This is a genomic window from Streptococcus sp. LPB0220 (assembly GCF_008727815.1).
Classification (GTDB): domain Bacteria; phylum Bacillota; class Bacilli; order Lactobacillales; family Streptococcaceae; genus Streptococcus.
Window position 1 is genome coordinate 1431550 of sequence record NZ_CP044230.1, and the last position, 14928, is coordinate 1446477.

11 protein-coding genes are annotated in these 14928 nt (G+C 41.0%); 1 reads left to right on the plus strand and 10 read right to left on the minus strand.

The window, feature by feature from the left end; translation table 11 throughout:
- Window positions 1-465: 465 nt before the first annotated feature.
- The 7 genes from LPB220_RS07485 to trpX all read right to left on the minus strand — a co-directional run bounded on the left by LPB220_RS07485 (window position 466) and on the right by trpX (window position 9257).
- Window positions 466-1947, minus strand: coding sequence for a hypothetical protein (locus LPB220_RS07485; RefSeq protein ID WP_150906352.1), 1482 nt, complete (start codon window positions 1945-1947; stop codon window positions 466-468).
- Window positions 1934-3163, minus strand: a complete 1230-nt coding sequence (locus LPB220_RS07490) for a hypothetical protein (RefSeq protein ID WP_225305908.1) — start codon at window positions 3161-3163, stop codon at window positions 1934-1936. The genes LPB220_RS07485 and LPB220_RS07490 overlap by 14 nt, the downstream gene beginning before the upstream one ends.
- A 183-nt stretch (window positions 3164-3346) precedes the next feature.
- Entirely contained in the window at window positions 3347-5752 is a 2406-nt protein-coding gene (pheT, locus tag LPB220_RS07495; protein ID WP_150906833.1) for a phenylalanine--tRNA ligase subunit beta, read from the minus strand.
- Between the two features lie 73 nt (window positions 5753-5825).
- The gene (locus LPB220_RS07500) at window positions 5826-6350 is read right to left on the minus strand and encodes a GNAT family N-acetyltransferase (RefSeq protein ID WP_031574518.1); all 525 of its coding nucleotides are present in this window, start codon (window positions 6348-6350) and stop codon (window positions 5826-5828) included.
- 2 nt (window positions 6351-6352) lie between these two features.
- The gene (pheS, locus tag LPB220_RS07505) at window positions 6353-7399 is read right to left on the minus strand and encodes a phenylalanine--tRNA ligase subunit alpha (protein ID WP_150906353.1); all 1047 of its coding nucleotides are present in this window, start codon (window positions 7397-7399) and stop codon (window positions 6353-6355) included.
- 313 nt (window positions 7400-7712) lie between these two features.
- Window positions 7713-8132 carry a chromosome partitioning protein ParB gene (locus LPB220_RS07510; RefSeq protein ID WP_150906354.1) on the minus strand — a complete coding sequence of 140 codons (420 nt, stop codon included), beginning with the start codon at window positions 8130-8132 and terminating at the stop codon, window positions 7713-7715.
- A gap of 123 nt (window positions 8133-8255) precedes the next feature.
- Window positions 8256-9257, minus strand: coding sequence for a tryptophan ABC transporter substrate-binding protein (gene trpX / locus LPB220_RS07515; RefSeq protein WP_031574527.1), 1002 nt, complete (start codon window positions 9255-9257; stop codon window positions 8256-8258).
- Window positions 9258-9771: 514 nt separating this feature from the next.
- Here trpX and LPB220_RS07520 point away from each other — a divergent pair.
- A complete protein-coding gene (locus tag LPB220_RS07520; protein WP_150906355.1) occupies window positions 9772-11433 on the plus strand; it encodes an NFACT family protein in 1662 nt (553 codons plus the stop codon).
- Window positions 11434-11625: 192 nt separating this feature from the next.
- Here the strand turns inward: LPB220_RS07520 and budA are convergent, their stop codons facing one another.
- The 3 genes from budA to LPB220_RS07540 all read right to left on the minus strand — a co-directional run bounded on the left by budA (window position 11626) and on the right by LPB220_RS07540 (window position 14809).
- On the minus strand, window positions 11626-12342 hold the full coding sequence (budA, locus tag LPB220_RS07530) for an acetolactate decarboxylase (RefSeq protein ID WP_150906356.1): 717 nt from the start codon (window positions 12340-12342) through the stop codon (window positions 11626-11628).
- Window positions 12343-12414: 72 nt separating this feature from the next.
- Window positions 12415-13644: a tetratricopeptide repeat protein gene (locus LPB220_RS07535; protein ID WP_150906357.1), complete on the minus strand. Its 1230-nt coding sequence runs from the start codon at window positions 13642-13644 to the stop codon at window positions 12415-12417.
- Window positions 13634-14809, minus strand: coding sequence for an AI-2E family transporter (locus LPB220_RS07540; RefSeq protein ID WP_070506531.1), 1176 nt, complete (start codon window positions 14807-14809; stop codon window positions 13634-13636). The genes LPB220_RS07535 and LPB220_RS07540 overlap by 11 nt, the downstream gene beginning before the upstream one ends.
- Between the last annotated feature and the right edge of the window lie 119 nt (window positions 14810-14928).

Genomic DNA, 14928 nt, shown 5'->3' on the forward strand with positions numbered 1-14928 from the left:
CTTAAAGGAATTTCTCTATTTTAATAGGGTTTCAAGCCCTATAACTTGCAAATCCTATAAGAAAAAAACAGTTGAGAAATTCTCAACTGTTTCATCTTTTTACGATTTAACGCACTTCTGCATTCACTTTTTCTTCGAGAGACGCTTGGATTTTCTCCATGTAGCGTGCGACTTCTTCGTCTGATTAAAACCTCTTTTGTGTAGATCAAGTAGCTCGAGGCAAAAGATTGGCAATCAATTGTATTCATTCACTGTCAACTATGCCAAGAAAATCGGTTGCTACAACCTAATACTCCATTTCTGGAATGACTATAAAGGAGAGCCTTACACTACTGTCAAAGCCAGGGTATGAAACCTCAAAAAACTTGATGGAAGTTATCATTGACTAACCTTTCAAACATAAACAAACAATTTCTTTGTTAATCTTACTATTTTATGATTAGATTAAACAATCTAACTCAAAAACTAATCATCAATTTCACTTATATTATGTAAAAGATTACTATCATCAACATCCAATTCTCTCGCTAATTGAACTGAATATTCAAGTCTTAAGGAAGCATTTAATTGAACATCGAAAGCATAGTTCTGTAACTCACCTAGTTTTTTATACTTTTCAACTATCTCATTAAAAATTTCTTGATATTTTAAATCTAGTTGATTTAGATAAAGTTGCATTTTTGAGTTATATTCTTCAATCATCTTACGTTCACGATTACTCAAAAATTTTTTACCTATATCTAATAAAATGCTTGTTGCAATAGATCCAATTACAGGTCCTACCACAGGAATCGGAATTATCGCTTGACCTAAACATGCTCCTAAAGCAGCTCCTGTTGCATCAATCGCATTAAATAATGCTAAATTAATAAAGTCATCATCATCAATCTTTCCTATCCTATAATCAAGTATAAGTCGAATGATTCCAAATGTTCCAGCCGAAATAGCACCTGCACTAGAAGCCGACATTCGACAAACATTTGTTAATCCATAAATAGAATAAGCTGAGATGCCACCTTTTATAATACCATCCCCTGCACTCATTCCACAATCTATCCAATCTTCATCAGTGAATGTCAAAATATCTTTGCCTTCTTGATACTTCTGTATCAATTTAGAACTTAGACTAAATCCTCCCTGTACTATTGAAGAAATTGTAGCGGCACGATTTGCCTCTTTTAAACTAGGCAACGATTTTATATAGGCATTTTTTCTCCCTATATTGGTATTGTTATTAATTAATTCTCTTCTTTCGGCAGATTTTTTTGAAATGTCTCTTCTAATTCCAGATAGTGTTTTTCGAATACTTTTAGTTTGCACTTCCTTATAATCCAATTTTGATGCATTTAACCATTTAGTATGAGATGTTACATGTCTAGCTTTATTTTCTTCACTTATTAAGAGTTTAATTCTATCAATAGTGTTTTTTGTCAGTCGGTTACCATTGAAAGTAATATATTCATCACCATTCATAATTTTATTTATCAATTCAACATGATCTTTCGGAATCATCATTTTCATATTTCGATAATTTGCAGCCTGTTTCAATTCTTTACAAATATTATCGTAGAATTTCATCTGTACTTGATTTTTTCCGAAATTTAAATCTGCTGGACCATTATCATTTAAAACTTTTGCTAATTTACTCATTCCTTCAAAAGCTCTATAAGCATTTGTGACCCCTTCTTCCGCAAACTCAGCAATGAATCCATGTAATCCTCGACTACCTCCCCGATTATTGAGGATTAACTTATTTATCTCTTCTTCAGCTTTATCTAGACTAATTTTAGCTTTTAAATTATGTTTTGCTAATTCTAATAATTCATCTTTATTGGCTTGTATTATTTTTTCTAAAGATGTCGATAATTCTTCTAATCTTAAATGATTTAAAAAATCAATATAATATGCTATCCCTTCATTCAGGATATATTCATTATTTATTTTCATCTACAACGATTTCCTTATTAACTAACTGGGCTAGTGAAAGTGTTGAATTTACTAGAATTCCTGCCAAATATTTTTCATTATCAGTAAATAAACTATAATCATTTCCAGTAAAATTTTTATTTAATTCACTTAACTCTAAAATCTGTTTTTTCGTGAATTCTATCATTTTCTTTATTTCTTCATTAGATTTTTGAGTGCTTTTAATTAAAAATTCAACCTTCTTCCTTTGTTCAGTTGCCTCTTTAATCGCTTCATCATTTTTAAAATTTGCATACACACCTGCTCCAATTGACGCAGTTAACATTAGTCCAGCAATTGTCCATCCAACTGGTCCTGCTAGAGCAAGCAAACCATTACCTGCTGACATTCCACCTCCACCAGCTGCTAATGCTCCTCCCCCTAGCCATGCTAAAGCTGCATTGCTTGCTGCCGCTCCTGATAAACTAGAAATTGCTGTACCAGTTGAAGCTACTCCAAAAGTAGTTGCAATACCCATTGCTGCAGTTGGCCCTAATGTTGCAACAGCTACTCCCAACGCACTTAAAGACGCAGTTGCAGCACTACTACCGCCAGCAGCTTTAGCATCAAACTCCGCTTTCTTTATCTGATCCTTCTTATCTTGAAAGTTATGGATTTCATGTTTTATCATTTGTAAATTTGTTTTAAATTCTTTCGGAGAGTTAGCTAATTCACTAATTCTCTTCTCAAGAATTCCAACGACTTCCACAGCTTCTTCTCTAACATTATACAATTCATTCGATGAATTTATTAGCTCTTTTGAGCTTGATTCATATTTTGAAACCGATTGATTAAACTCATCTACCGCTTTCCTTCGTAATTTATCATTAAATAAATCAACAGAGTTAACTTGCTCCTTTATATTATTTGCAGATTTTCCGACTTGATTTACTACATTTCCTGCAATCTTTCCTGTTTCAGTGACGACATCACCTGTGACTTTCACCACGTTATCGGTCACCTCGCCTACAAATTTTCCTGTATTTTGTACTACATCACTAGATGTTTTTATAACATTATTAGAAACTTCTCCAACAAATTTCCCTGTATTTCGAGCAACATCACTCGTTACTTCTGCAACATTATTCGTAACATCACCTGCAATTTTCCCTGCATCATTTAATACTTTTCCTGTTTCTTTAACAATGCCATTAGCTAAATCAGATGTCATCTTTCCAATTTGATTAAATAAATCCATAATAAACTCCATTCATAGTAGTGATCAATTATGAAACACTAATTATTAATAAACTAATTATCTAATAAAATAATTATTTAGTCAATATATTAAAGAATAATAAACTCAGAATAGATAGTCATTATAATTATATGATTTAAAAAAACAGTTGAGAAATTCTCAACTGTTTCTTGTTTTTACGATTTACCGCACTTCTGCGTCTACTTTATCTTCAAGGGAAGCTTGAATTTTTTCCATGTAGCGTGCGACTTCTTCGTCTGTCAAGCTATCTTCTGGATTTTGGAAGGTCAAGCTATAAGCCATGGACTTCATTCCGACACCCAGTTTTTCGCCTGAGAAGACGTCAAATAGCTTGATGTCTGTCAAGCGTTTCACGCCCGCAGCTCTTATGGCATCGACTACCTCTTGGTGAGTCACTTCTGCTTTGAGGAGAAGGGCGATATCACGGCTCACTGCTGGGAACTTAGTAATTTCCACAAATGGAGCAGCTGGTTGAAGGGCTGCTTCGATAGCTGAAAGGTTGAGCTCAGCTACATAAGTCTCTGGAATATCATAAGCCTTAGCCGTAACCGGGTGCACTTGACCGAGGAAACCAATAACTTGATCACCGAGTGAGATCAAAGCTGTACGTCCTGGGTGAAGACTCTTGATCTCTTGCGTTGCGGTATAGGTCGCTTTAAGACCCAAGCGAGCAAAGAGGGCTTCCAAGATTCCCTTGGCATAGAAGAAGTCAACAGGGACTGCTGGTGTTTGGAAGTCTTTTTCAGCGACTAAGCCAGTCAAAGCAAAGGCAAAGCTGTTGATTTCATTTGGCAAGTCTTCTTTTGGATTTCCTGTTTGCTCGAAGACCTTTCCGATCTCGTAGAGGGCCAAGTCTTTGTTCTTACGCGCTACGTTGTAGGCAACTGTATCTAAAATACCTGAAACCATATTTTGACGGAGGACTGAACGATCCACAGTCATTGGCCACATGAGCTCAGTTAAGTTGCTTGGTGTAGGCGTAAATTCAATCGCTTTTTCAGGAGTTGTCAAAGCATAGGTGATGATTTCAGTCAGTCCTGCCCCTTCAGCAATGGTACGAACTTTACGACGCAATTTTTGAGTAACAGTCAATTCACCGGCTGTCCCATCGTCTTTTGGAAGGGTTGCTGGTAATTTATCATAACCATAAATCCGAGCGATTTCTTCAAAAAGATCCGCTTCGATAGTGATGTCCCAACGGCGACGTGGTACGCTAACAGTAAAGGCTTCAGCGTTTCCAGAAAGTCCAAATCCAAGGCGACGGAAGACATCTTCGACATCGGCATAAGTAAGATCAGTGCCAAGGACACGGTTAACATCTGCAAGAGTGGAAGAAACTTCTACATCAGAAGTATCGAGCTGGCCTGCTGAAACGATTCCCTTACGAACAGTGGCACCTGCAAGCTCTGCAATCATGCTCGCTGCCGCATCAAGGGCTTCATTGACAGTTGCCACATTGATCCCTTTTTCAAAACGTGAAGATGATTCAGAACGAAGGTTGAGGCGACCACTAGTCTTACGGATCGATTTGCCATTGAAGACAGCCGCTTCAAGAACAACACGAGTAGATTTTTCAGAGATTTCTGTAGCTTCTCCACCCATGACACCTGCAAGAGCTACTGGTTTGTCCGCAACCGTAATCACGAGGTCACTTGCTTCTAACTCACGCTCTTCCCCATCCAAGGTTACCAATTTTTCACCAGCACGCGCTTCACGCACACGGATATCAGTTCCTTCAAAGGTATCCAAGTCAAAGGCATGCATAGGTTGACCAAAGTAGAGCAGGATATAGTTGGTCACGTCGACCACATTGTTGATCGGACGGATACCTTCGTTCATGAGGAGGTTTTGCAACCATTGTGGACTTGGGGCGATGGTCACATTGTCCAAGATACGGGCTGCATAGTAAGGTGCCTTATCAGTGTCAATGCTGACAGAAAGAGCATCTGCTGCAGCTTGGTCTGTTTCAGTCAACGTAAAGTCTTTGAAATTGACTGCCTTGTCATAGATCGCTGCTACTTCGTGCGCCACCCCACGCATAGAAAGAGCGTCTGCACGGTTTGGAGTGATGGAAAGTTCGATGATTTCATCATCCAAGTCGAGGTAAGAGAAGACTTCTTCTCCTGGAACAGCATCTTGAGGCAATATTTGGATGCCATCTGCGAATTCTTTTGGTACAACAGAGTCAGAAATCCCTAATTCACCAAGTGAACAGATCATCCCAAGGGATTCCAAGCCACGGATTTTCCCTTTTTTAATCTTGTAGTTGTCCGCGATGCGAGCACCTGGAAGAGCCACCATGACCTTGATGCCTGCACGCACATTTGGTGCTCCACAGACGATTTGACGGGCTTCTTCTTCACCCACATTGACTTGGCAGACATGAAGGTGTGTCTCTGGCACATCTTCACAAGACAAGACTTCTCCGACGACAATTTTTGAGAGACCAGCAGCTGGCGATTCCACACCTTCTACTTCGATCCCTGTGGTTGACATTTTTTCAGCCAACTCTTCTGATGGCACATCAATGTCCACCAATTGTTTTAACCATTTATATGATACTAACATAATTCCGATCATAAGATCCCACTAGGTGAGATCTTCTCAATTCCTTTCTCTCAATTTGAACCCACAATTAAGCTTACGGATTATCCTTCAAATGCTTGCGCAACAACCAGTCTGTATCCACGGTATCTCCGGTGATATACTGGTGTTCACTAAATCGTTCAAATCCAAAGCGGTAGTAAAAATCTTGCGCCTTAAAGTTGCGTTCCCATACACCTAGCCAAGCCCACTCAAAGCCACGACTCTTGGCTTGATCCAGCGCAAAGGTAAACATTTCCTTGCCGAAACCAGCCCCTTGACATTCCTTCTTGACATAGATCCGTTGGATCTCAAAGGACTTATCCATCTCTACTGGCTCGGTCTGCGCCTGACCCCAGTTGATCTTGAGAAAACCACAGATTTCTTGATCTTCATTGAGGACAAAATAGGTTTCAGATTCTGGATCTAGCAGATCCTTCTCGATTTGCTCCAAAGAGAGCACAGTAGAGAAGTAATCTTCCAAATCTTCCTCAACAATATAGGGACCAAAGGTATCCCCATAGGTTTCCACTTCTAGGTCACGTAAGGTCTCTAATTGATCGATTTTTACTCTAACTAACATGATTATTTAAACTGTTCTGAGAAGCGAACATCTCCTTGATAGAAGCCACGGATATCATTGATTCCGTAACGAAGCATGGCCACACGCTCTTGACCAAGTCCAAAGGCAAATCCTGAATAGATTGTTGGATCAATCCCACTCATCTCAAGGACCCGTGGGTGAACCATACCGGCTCCCATGATTTCAATCCAACCAGTTTTCTTACATACGTTACATCCCGCTCCACCACATTTGAAGCAAGAGACATCGACCTCAACAGATGGCTCAGTGAATGGGAAGTAAGAAGGACGCAAACGGATTTGACGTTCTGCACCAAACATCTTTTGCACGATCAATTGAAGCGTTCCTTGAAGGTCGGCCATAGAAATGCTTTTCCCAACGACCAAGCCTTCGATTTGATGGAATTGGTGGCTGTGGGTCGCATCATCCGTATCCCGACGGAAAACCCGCCCTGGAGAGATCATCTTCAATGGTTCCTTGCTAAAGTCATGCGCATCCATAGCCCGCGCCTGTACAGGTGAAGTATGGGTCCGAAGCAAGATTTCTTCTGTGATATAGAAGGTATCCTGCATATCCCGCGCTGGGTGATCTTTAGGCAGATTCATCCGTTCAAAGTTATAATAGTCTTGCTCCACTTCAAAGCCGTCAACGACTTGATACCCCATCCCGATAAAGATATCTTCGATTTCTTCACTGGTTTGGGTCAAAATATGACGGTAACCACTAGCAACTGGACGACCTGGAAGGGTCACATCGATGCTTTCGCTAGCTAGTTTAGCTTGGACTTTCTTTTCTTCCAAGAGTTTGGCTGATTCTTCAAAGGCAGCCGTCAAGACATCACGGGCTTCATTGACGTGTTTTCCAATAACCGGACGCATCTTAGCAGAGACATCCTTCATCCCTTTAAGAATTTCCGTCAGAGATCCTTTCTTCCCAAGAACAGAGACCCGTAGTTCTTGCATCTCTTTTTCATTTTCAGCAGAGATCTGCTTCAAGGCTGCCAGCGTTTCTTCTCGAAGCGCTTTTAGTTGTTCTTCAATCGTTGACATATTTCCTCCATCATGGTCCACCTACAGACATAGAAAAAAACCGCGTGCCTTCTCCTAATCGGAGCGTTGACACGCGGTACCATCCGTTTTTTATCTGTAAACCAGACCTTAATTTCTAAATCCTTGCGCAAGTGAATTCACCCAGCTTTCATGCAAAGAGCTTTCAGTCACGGCTCTTCTCCCTGTCGCACTTCCCTTGAGGTACTAGTCTTGCAGATTTCTATTCAATTACTATCTAGTTTATCAGATTTTTTGTTAAAAAACAAGTTAGATGAGACTAATTTCAATAGAAGAAGGAACAGGACGTAATGCATTATCTATTTGCCTGGTCGGTTTCATCTGCATTCCTTTTCAATAGAAGAGTTGCTGCTTGGTTAAAACCATCACACCAGTTATACCATTTTGCTTCATACTCATCTTGAGGTAAGATACGATTTTTTAAATCCAAGACAGAGTCTATCTTTCTTTCCTCGCAAGCTTGCGCATAGAGAGCATACAATTCATCGCCACCATCTCTATCAAACTCAGCAGAAATCGTATCCCGACCTGCCAATAAAGCCTGATAAGCCCTGTGATGCCCGTCTGTAATCAAGAAGCGATTTCCAAATGCAAGAACACTAATTGGATCCACATTGATGATGTCTGCCGACTGATCCAGCATCTGGATAGCTTGTAACTTCTTTTCTGATAAATAAAGTTGGGTCGGATGAAGATCTGTTATCTTGACTTCCATTTCTTTCTCCTCTACCAAGAGTATAAAAGTTGGTTCTGGGCACTGGTAGACATTTTCAAAGGTCACGATTTAAAGACCTGCCAAAGCCAAATTCCCCCGCCATTCTTGTGATTCGTTTTCTTTTTATTTAATGACTTGTCCAGCATCTTTCAAGACAGATTCTGGAATAGTAATACCCAATTCATCTGCGACTTTTTTATTGATGACAGATTTTCCTTGGCTAAAGATTTCAACAGGTGTATCCGCAGGTTTTTGACCTTTCAAGATCTTCGCAGCCATTTTACCAGTTGCTACTCCAAGATCGTGTTGGTCGACAACGACTGAACCAAGGCCACCAGCTTCTACCATGGCTGTCGCACTTGGGAAGATTGGTTTTTTAGCATCTTTATTGGCTTCAACAACAGTTGAGAATGCTGATGCGATGGTATTGTCGATTGGAACCCAGATAGCATCCACTTTACCTGACATAACCGATACTGTTGAAGCAATTTCGTTTGTAGAAGGAACTGAATACGGAACCACCTTGTAGCCTGCTTTTTCAGCCAATTTTGTAAATTCTTCTACTTGAGATTTAGAATTGTCTTCACTGGTTGAGTAAAGAACCCCGATTGTTTTTACGTTTGGAGTCAACTCTTTGATCAATTTCAACTGTTGCTCAGTAGGATTGTGGTCAGATACCCCAGTGATATTGCCACCTGGTTTTTTCAAATCTTTGACCAAGTTTGCACCGACTGGATCGGTTACAGCACCCATGACAATTGGTTTGTCTTTGGTTGCACTAGCCAAACCTTGAGCAGATGGGGTTGCAATCCCAATCAAGACTTGATTATCTTTTTCTGCCAATTGCTTACTCATAGTTGCAACCTTGTTTTGGTCCCCTTCTGCATTGAGGAAATCAATGTCCACTTTGTCCTTGTCATAGCCTTCTTCAGCTAGACCATCTTGAATCCCCTTGTAGATCAAATCAAGCGAAGGGTGGCTGACCAACTGCAAGACCCCAACTTTTGCCTTTTCATTGCTAGTTGCTGCCTTGTTGTCCTTACCAGCTGTAGCTGAATAGATCGCTGTCCCAATGACTGCTGCTGCAATCAAACCAATAATTCCCATTAACCGTTTATTTTTCATTTTACTACCTCTTCTATTTTTTCATTTTCTTCTATTTTTCATCCTCTAAAGAATGCGACGCCATCGTTTCTTCATATCTTTTCTCCCTTCTCATCTAAAACAAAAAACACGCCCACACATAGCAAAAGCTATGTGAGGACGTGTCATCGCGGTGCCACCTCACTTATGGGAAAAGGATAGTCTCCCCCCATATCTCTGTCTTGTCTAGCAACAAGTTGCACGATAAGGTGTGCCAACCGAATTTTTATTGTTTCAAATTCATCTCATCATTAGTCCAATTTCATAAACTGCCGCTACCCACTCTCAGCAACCGTGGGCTCTCTTGAAACTTTCATTTACTACTTTTCTAATTTCTTACATTTTAAAGTTTTCTTTCAAAAATGTCAATACTTTTTCAGTATTTTTTTGGAAACGTTCGCATTTTCTATATTACATCCCCTTGCTTCTTTCTGGGATTTCCGCTCTATTTTTGATATAATTTACTAGAATAAACGCTAGAATGATGAGGAATCCCATGTCTTTTGATGGATTTTTTTTACACCATATGGTCCACGAATTGAAGGCTGAACTCTTAAGTGGTCGCATTCAAAAAATTAATCAACCTTTCGAGCAAGAATTGGTACTCCAAATCCGAGGCAATCGGAAAAACCAAAAACTCTTGCTCTCTGCCCATTCTGTTTTCGGACGGATCCAACGGACCCATACCAACTTTGAAAATCCTGCCTTTCCTAATACCTTTATTATGGTCATGCGCAAGTATCTTCAAGGCGCTGTCATCGAAGGGATTGAGCAATTGGAGAACGACCGGATTCTCGAAATCCGTGTCTCCAATAAAAACGAAATTGGAGATGCCATTTCTGTCAGCTTAATGATCGAAATCATGGGCAAGCACAGTAATATTATTCTCCTAGACCGGACCAGCAATAAAATCATCGAGGCCATTAAACATGTCGGCTTCTCACAAAATAGCTACCGGACCATTCTCCCTGGATCAACCTATGTAGCTCCTCCGAAAACCGACGCGGTCAATCCTTTTACAATTGGAGATGAATACCTTTTTGCCCTTCTTCACAAAGAAGAATTAAGTCCAAAGAACCTTCAAAAATGTTTCCAGGGTTTGGGGCGAGATACGGCTCAAGAATTGGCCAAGCGACTTGAGACGGATGAGAAATTAAAGACCTTCCGGGCCTTTTTCCAAGCCCCAACTGAGCCACGCCTAACAACCAAATCCTTCTCGGCTATCCCATTTGCAGATGCGACCGGTCAAACCTTTGAGACACTTTCCGATCTGCTGGATGACTATTATCGAGACAAGGCTGAGCGCGATCGGGTGCAACAACAGGCCAGTGAATTAATCCGCAAGGTTGAAAACGATCTTGAAAAGAACCGGAAAAAATTAGCCAAACAAGAAGCTGAGTTGGTGGCGACCGACAATGCGGAAGAATTCCGCCAAAAAGGAGAATTGCTGACAACCTTCCTCCATCAGGTACCAAACGACCAAGACCAGGTTGTTTTGGATAATTACTATACCAACGAGCCCATTACCATCCAACTCAACAAAGCCCTGACCCCCAATCAAAATGCCCAACGCTACTTCAAACGCTACCAGAAGTTAAAAGAAGCCGTCAAACATTTGACCATCCTCATTCAAGAAACCAAGGAAACCATTTCTTATCTTGAAACGGTTGAAACAGCCCTTTCTCAAGCGAGCCTGGCTGAGGTGGCAGAAATTCGAGAAGAGCTAATCCAGACCGGCTTTATCAAACGGCGCAACCGTGAAAAAATTCATAAACGGAAAAAACCAGAAAAATACCTGGCGAGTGATGGAAAAACCATCATTTTAGTGGGTCGCAATAATCTGCAAAACGATGAACTGACCTTTAAAATTGCTAAAAAAGATGAACTCTGGTTCCATGCCAAGGATATCCCGGGAAGCCACGTCGTCATTACAGGAAATCTAAATCCATCGGATGAAGTGAAAACCGATGCTGCAGAGTTGGCGGCCTACTATTCCAAGGCCCGTCTCTCAAACCTGGTCCAAGTAGATATGATCGAAGCCAAGAAACTCAATAAACCAACTGGTGGAAAACCAGGTTTTGTCACCTACACTGGCCAAAAGACTCTGCGGGTCACTCCCGAAGAAGAAAAAATCAAAGCCATGAAATTAACAGACTGATTTCAAAAATAAAAGAGAGTAGGACAGAAATCGGTAATTCGTTAGAATTCGATTTCGTCGTCCCACCTCCGCACTGTTGAGTAGGGCTGTAAAAGCTGATGAAATCAGCGTAGTAGAGCCCACTCAACCACTGCGTCTTGCTCGACAATCCAAAAATAATTGAGAGGCTAGGACTTTTGTCCCAGCCTCTTTTTATTCTGCTTTATTGATGTCTTCTTTGACCTCATCAACATTGAATTTGGCAAAGAGGTACTGACGGTCTTGGACTGGGAAACGTTGATCCAGCTGATCGATAGCCCCCACCTCTACAATCCCTTCTGAGATGACAAAATCCATCACATGGCCACCAAAGGTGTGGTCATCTGAAATAAAGTGCAAATGATAACCAGCCACGCTCACGCCATGGAAAATTTCTGGTGTCCAAAAACCGACGATGGTTCCAGTGACATTTTCTCGTGTATACTCTGGCTGATGGGTTGCAACCTCTGCAAACTTCATCTCTGGTGTTGATTTTGGAATCATACGGACATGCATCTTGGCAAAGTCACCACGAATCTTAATGGAGCGGAAAAGATTTTCCCCATCGTAATAAGATTCAATACGGGCTTCCAATTCCTCGTCCGTCATTTCAAAGCGTTGGCGGAAAATTACTTCTGCTTGGTGAGGGACGACTGCTGCATAAGGAACCTTGGCATCCAGAGAAACTTCGACTATTTCAGGATGATCACCTGATCCCTTGGCCTGATATGCCTTACCATCTAATACGATCAACTCTCCATCAATAGAATCAAGCGTCCCAACTCCTAGATCTCCGTGTTCCAAGAGTTCTCCAATCGTAAATGAACCCCCGTACAGACCCGCCATTAGGGCACCTAAGGTATTGTATTGAAAAAGTTTCACTGGTTCCATGTTTTTCTCTCCTCATTCTATCTTCTACCAGTATACCACAAACTATTCCGAATCTTCACGATATGGTTTTGATTAGAGGCTATCATAGAGGGTTTGCATCTGTACATCGTCTGGTACGATCGCCAAATACTGGTTCGCCACTTCACGCGCCTTCGTCACATCTCCAGCCTCACGCAACAAGTAAACATAGGCTTCGAGGAATTCTGGGTTGTCCTTTAAATCCTCATAAAGCTCTTGGTAGGCTGAGACGGCCTCTTCTGTTTTCTCCAAGGCAGCCAAAGCACGGGCAATGTTCCAACGGGTGACAACCGTTTCGACTTCTTCATTTTGCCAAGCCAAGACTTGGTCAAAGCGTTCCTGTTCCAAATAAAGGGTGGTCAGGCGAAGAGCAATCTCTTCGAGATCATCTGCCACTTCTTTAGCCTCTAATAGATAAGCTTCTGCCTGTTCAGGCTGGTGAAGTTCATAAGAAAGCTGAGAAGCAAGAAGCTTCAATTGGGCGTCAAAGGGATTCTTCTGGATCCCTTGTTTAGCAATCTCAAGTGCTTTTTCACGGTCATTTTCAGACTGTAAAGCTAAAGCATAACCATACTCATAGCCCTCAAAATCAGGCGACAAGGTATCAATTTGTTTGTAGTAGATCAGGGCTTTTTGGAATTCTTCTTGGTCAGACAATAAGGTCGCTAATTCGTAAGCAATCTGGTCATCAAACTCAATCTCCAGAGCTTTCTCTAAGAAGGGAACAGCTGCTTCAAACTTACCAAGATTGGCATAGGCAAAACCAATTCGTTGATAGGTGGAAATTCCTGTTGCTTCCAAAATCTCCCGATTGTCCAACTGGGCATACTCTTGGATAGCCTCTTGGTAGCGTTCCAATTCCAGATCAATTTCAGCTAGGCCTAATTGAATGATGGGATCATCAGACAGACGGGCTGCTTCAACTAATTTTTCACGCGCCACATCTGCTAGGCCTTCTAGCTGATAGAGATCCGCCTTAACCAAGAGACTGGCCACATACCAGTTAGAGTCTGGCTCAATTTCTTCTAAATAAGCAAAGGCCTCTTCCATTTGACCTTCCTCTGCAAGGATGGTTGCCAAACTTAGATACACTTCTGGATAGGTTTCTGCAATCTGTTCATAGATCTCCTTTGCCTGAGGGTAAAAACCGATACTTTCAAGATATTGACCTAAATCCAATAATTGTGCTTCACTATCTTCTAACAAAGCCTGTTGAAATTGAACTTCTGCTTCTTCTAGCTCCTGCCGATCGAGAGCCTCTACCATTTGTTGACTATGACTCACTGTGTGTTTCCTCTTCTACTTCATTATGTTCTTCATACAAACCACTGACAACCTTATACCATTCAAAGATAGCTCCGATCACCACCTTAGCAGATGCATAGACTGGAATTCCAAGGAAAACTCCCCAGATTCCAAACATAGATCCTGACGTCAAGAGCACAAACAAAATGGTAATCGGATGGATATTTAACTGGCTTCCCAAAACCAAAGGTGATACAAAACGTCCTTCAATGGTTTGCTCCACTGCAAATACAATCAAGACCTTGATAAACATCTCTGGTCCTGCTACCAAGCCCAATACTAAGGCAGGTAACATGGCTAAGAAACTACCCAAGTATGGGATCAAATTCAAGATTCCCGCAGAGATCCCCAGTGTCACCGCATAGCGCAAGCCAATGATCTTAAAGAAGATGATGAACATAATGGCGACGACAATGGCTACCGTAATTTGCCCTCGAACGTAGTTGGAGAGTTGGGTATTGACATCTGAAAGAACTTGTTCAGCCGATTTACGAATCTTAGTTGGTAAGAAGCGAACAATGTGGCCCTTTAAATTTTTTCCATCTCGAAGAAGATAAAAGACAATAAAAGGCATAATGATCAAGGCAACAATAACTTGCGAAGCCACTCCGATCAAGTTGCTGACCCAATTGACAGCCCGCCCAGAAATCGAACTGGCCCAAGAAGTAATATTTGCAGACAATTCCTTAGTGATTTCATCTAATTGGGGTTTGATATCTGAGGAGACGCGATTATCTAGAAAATCATCGATGGTTGCATTGGCCTTTTCCAAATAAGTTGGCAGGTTATGAAAGAAACTCACCACTTGTCGTTGGACGGATGGAATCACTACAGCTAGACCCCAAATTAAAAGCACTGCAATCAAGAAAAAGACTAAGGAAATCGCAAAAATCCGCTTGAGTCCTTTTCTTTCAAGAAAGTCAACAATAGGGTTGAGCAGGTAATAGAGCAAACCAGAGATAATAACAGGCAGCATGACGGCTCCTGCAAACTCAAAAATAGGAATAAAAATAAAGGTGATTTTACTCAAAACCAAAAGGTTCAAGCCCAACAGCAAGGTAACTAAAAATACGGTAATGGCCTTGTTGTCTAAAAACCATCTAAAAAACCAGGACAAACTAAACTGTTTTTCTTTATTATCCACAGAGAACTCCTTTTCATTTCAATCTGTTTCTATTTTAGCATTTTTTGAGCTTGAAGTTACGAAAAAACTAGCAAAATAAGAAAGAAAGGCCCTCCCCTTTTCAACTAGCAATTGCCTTC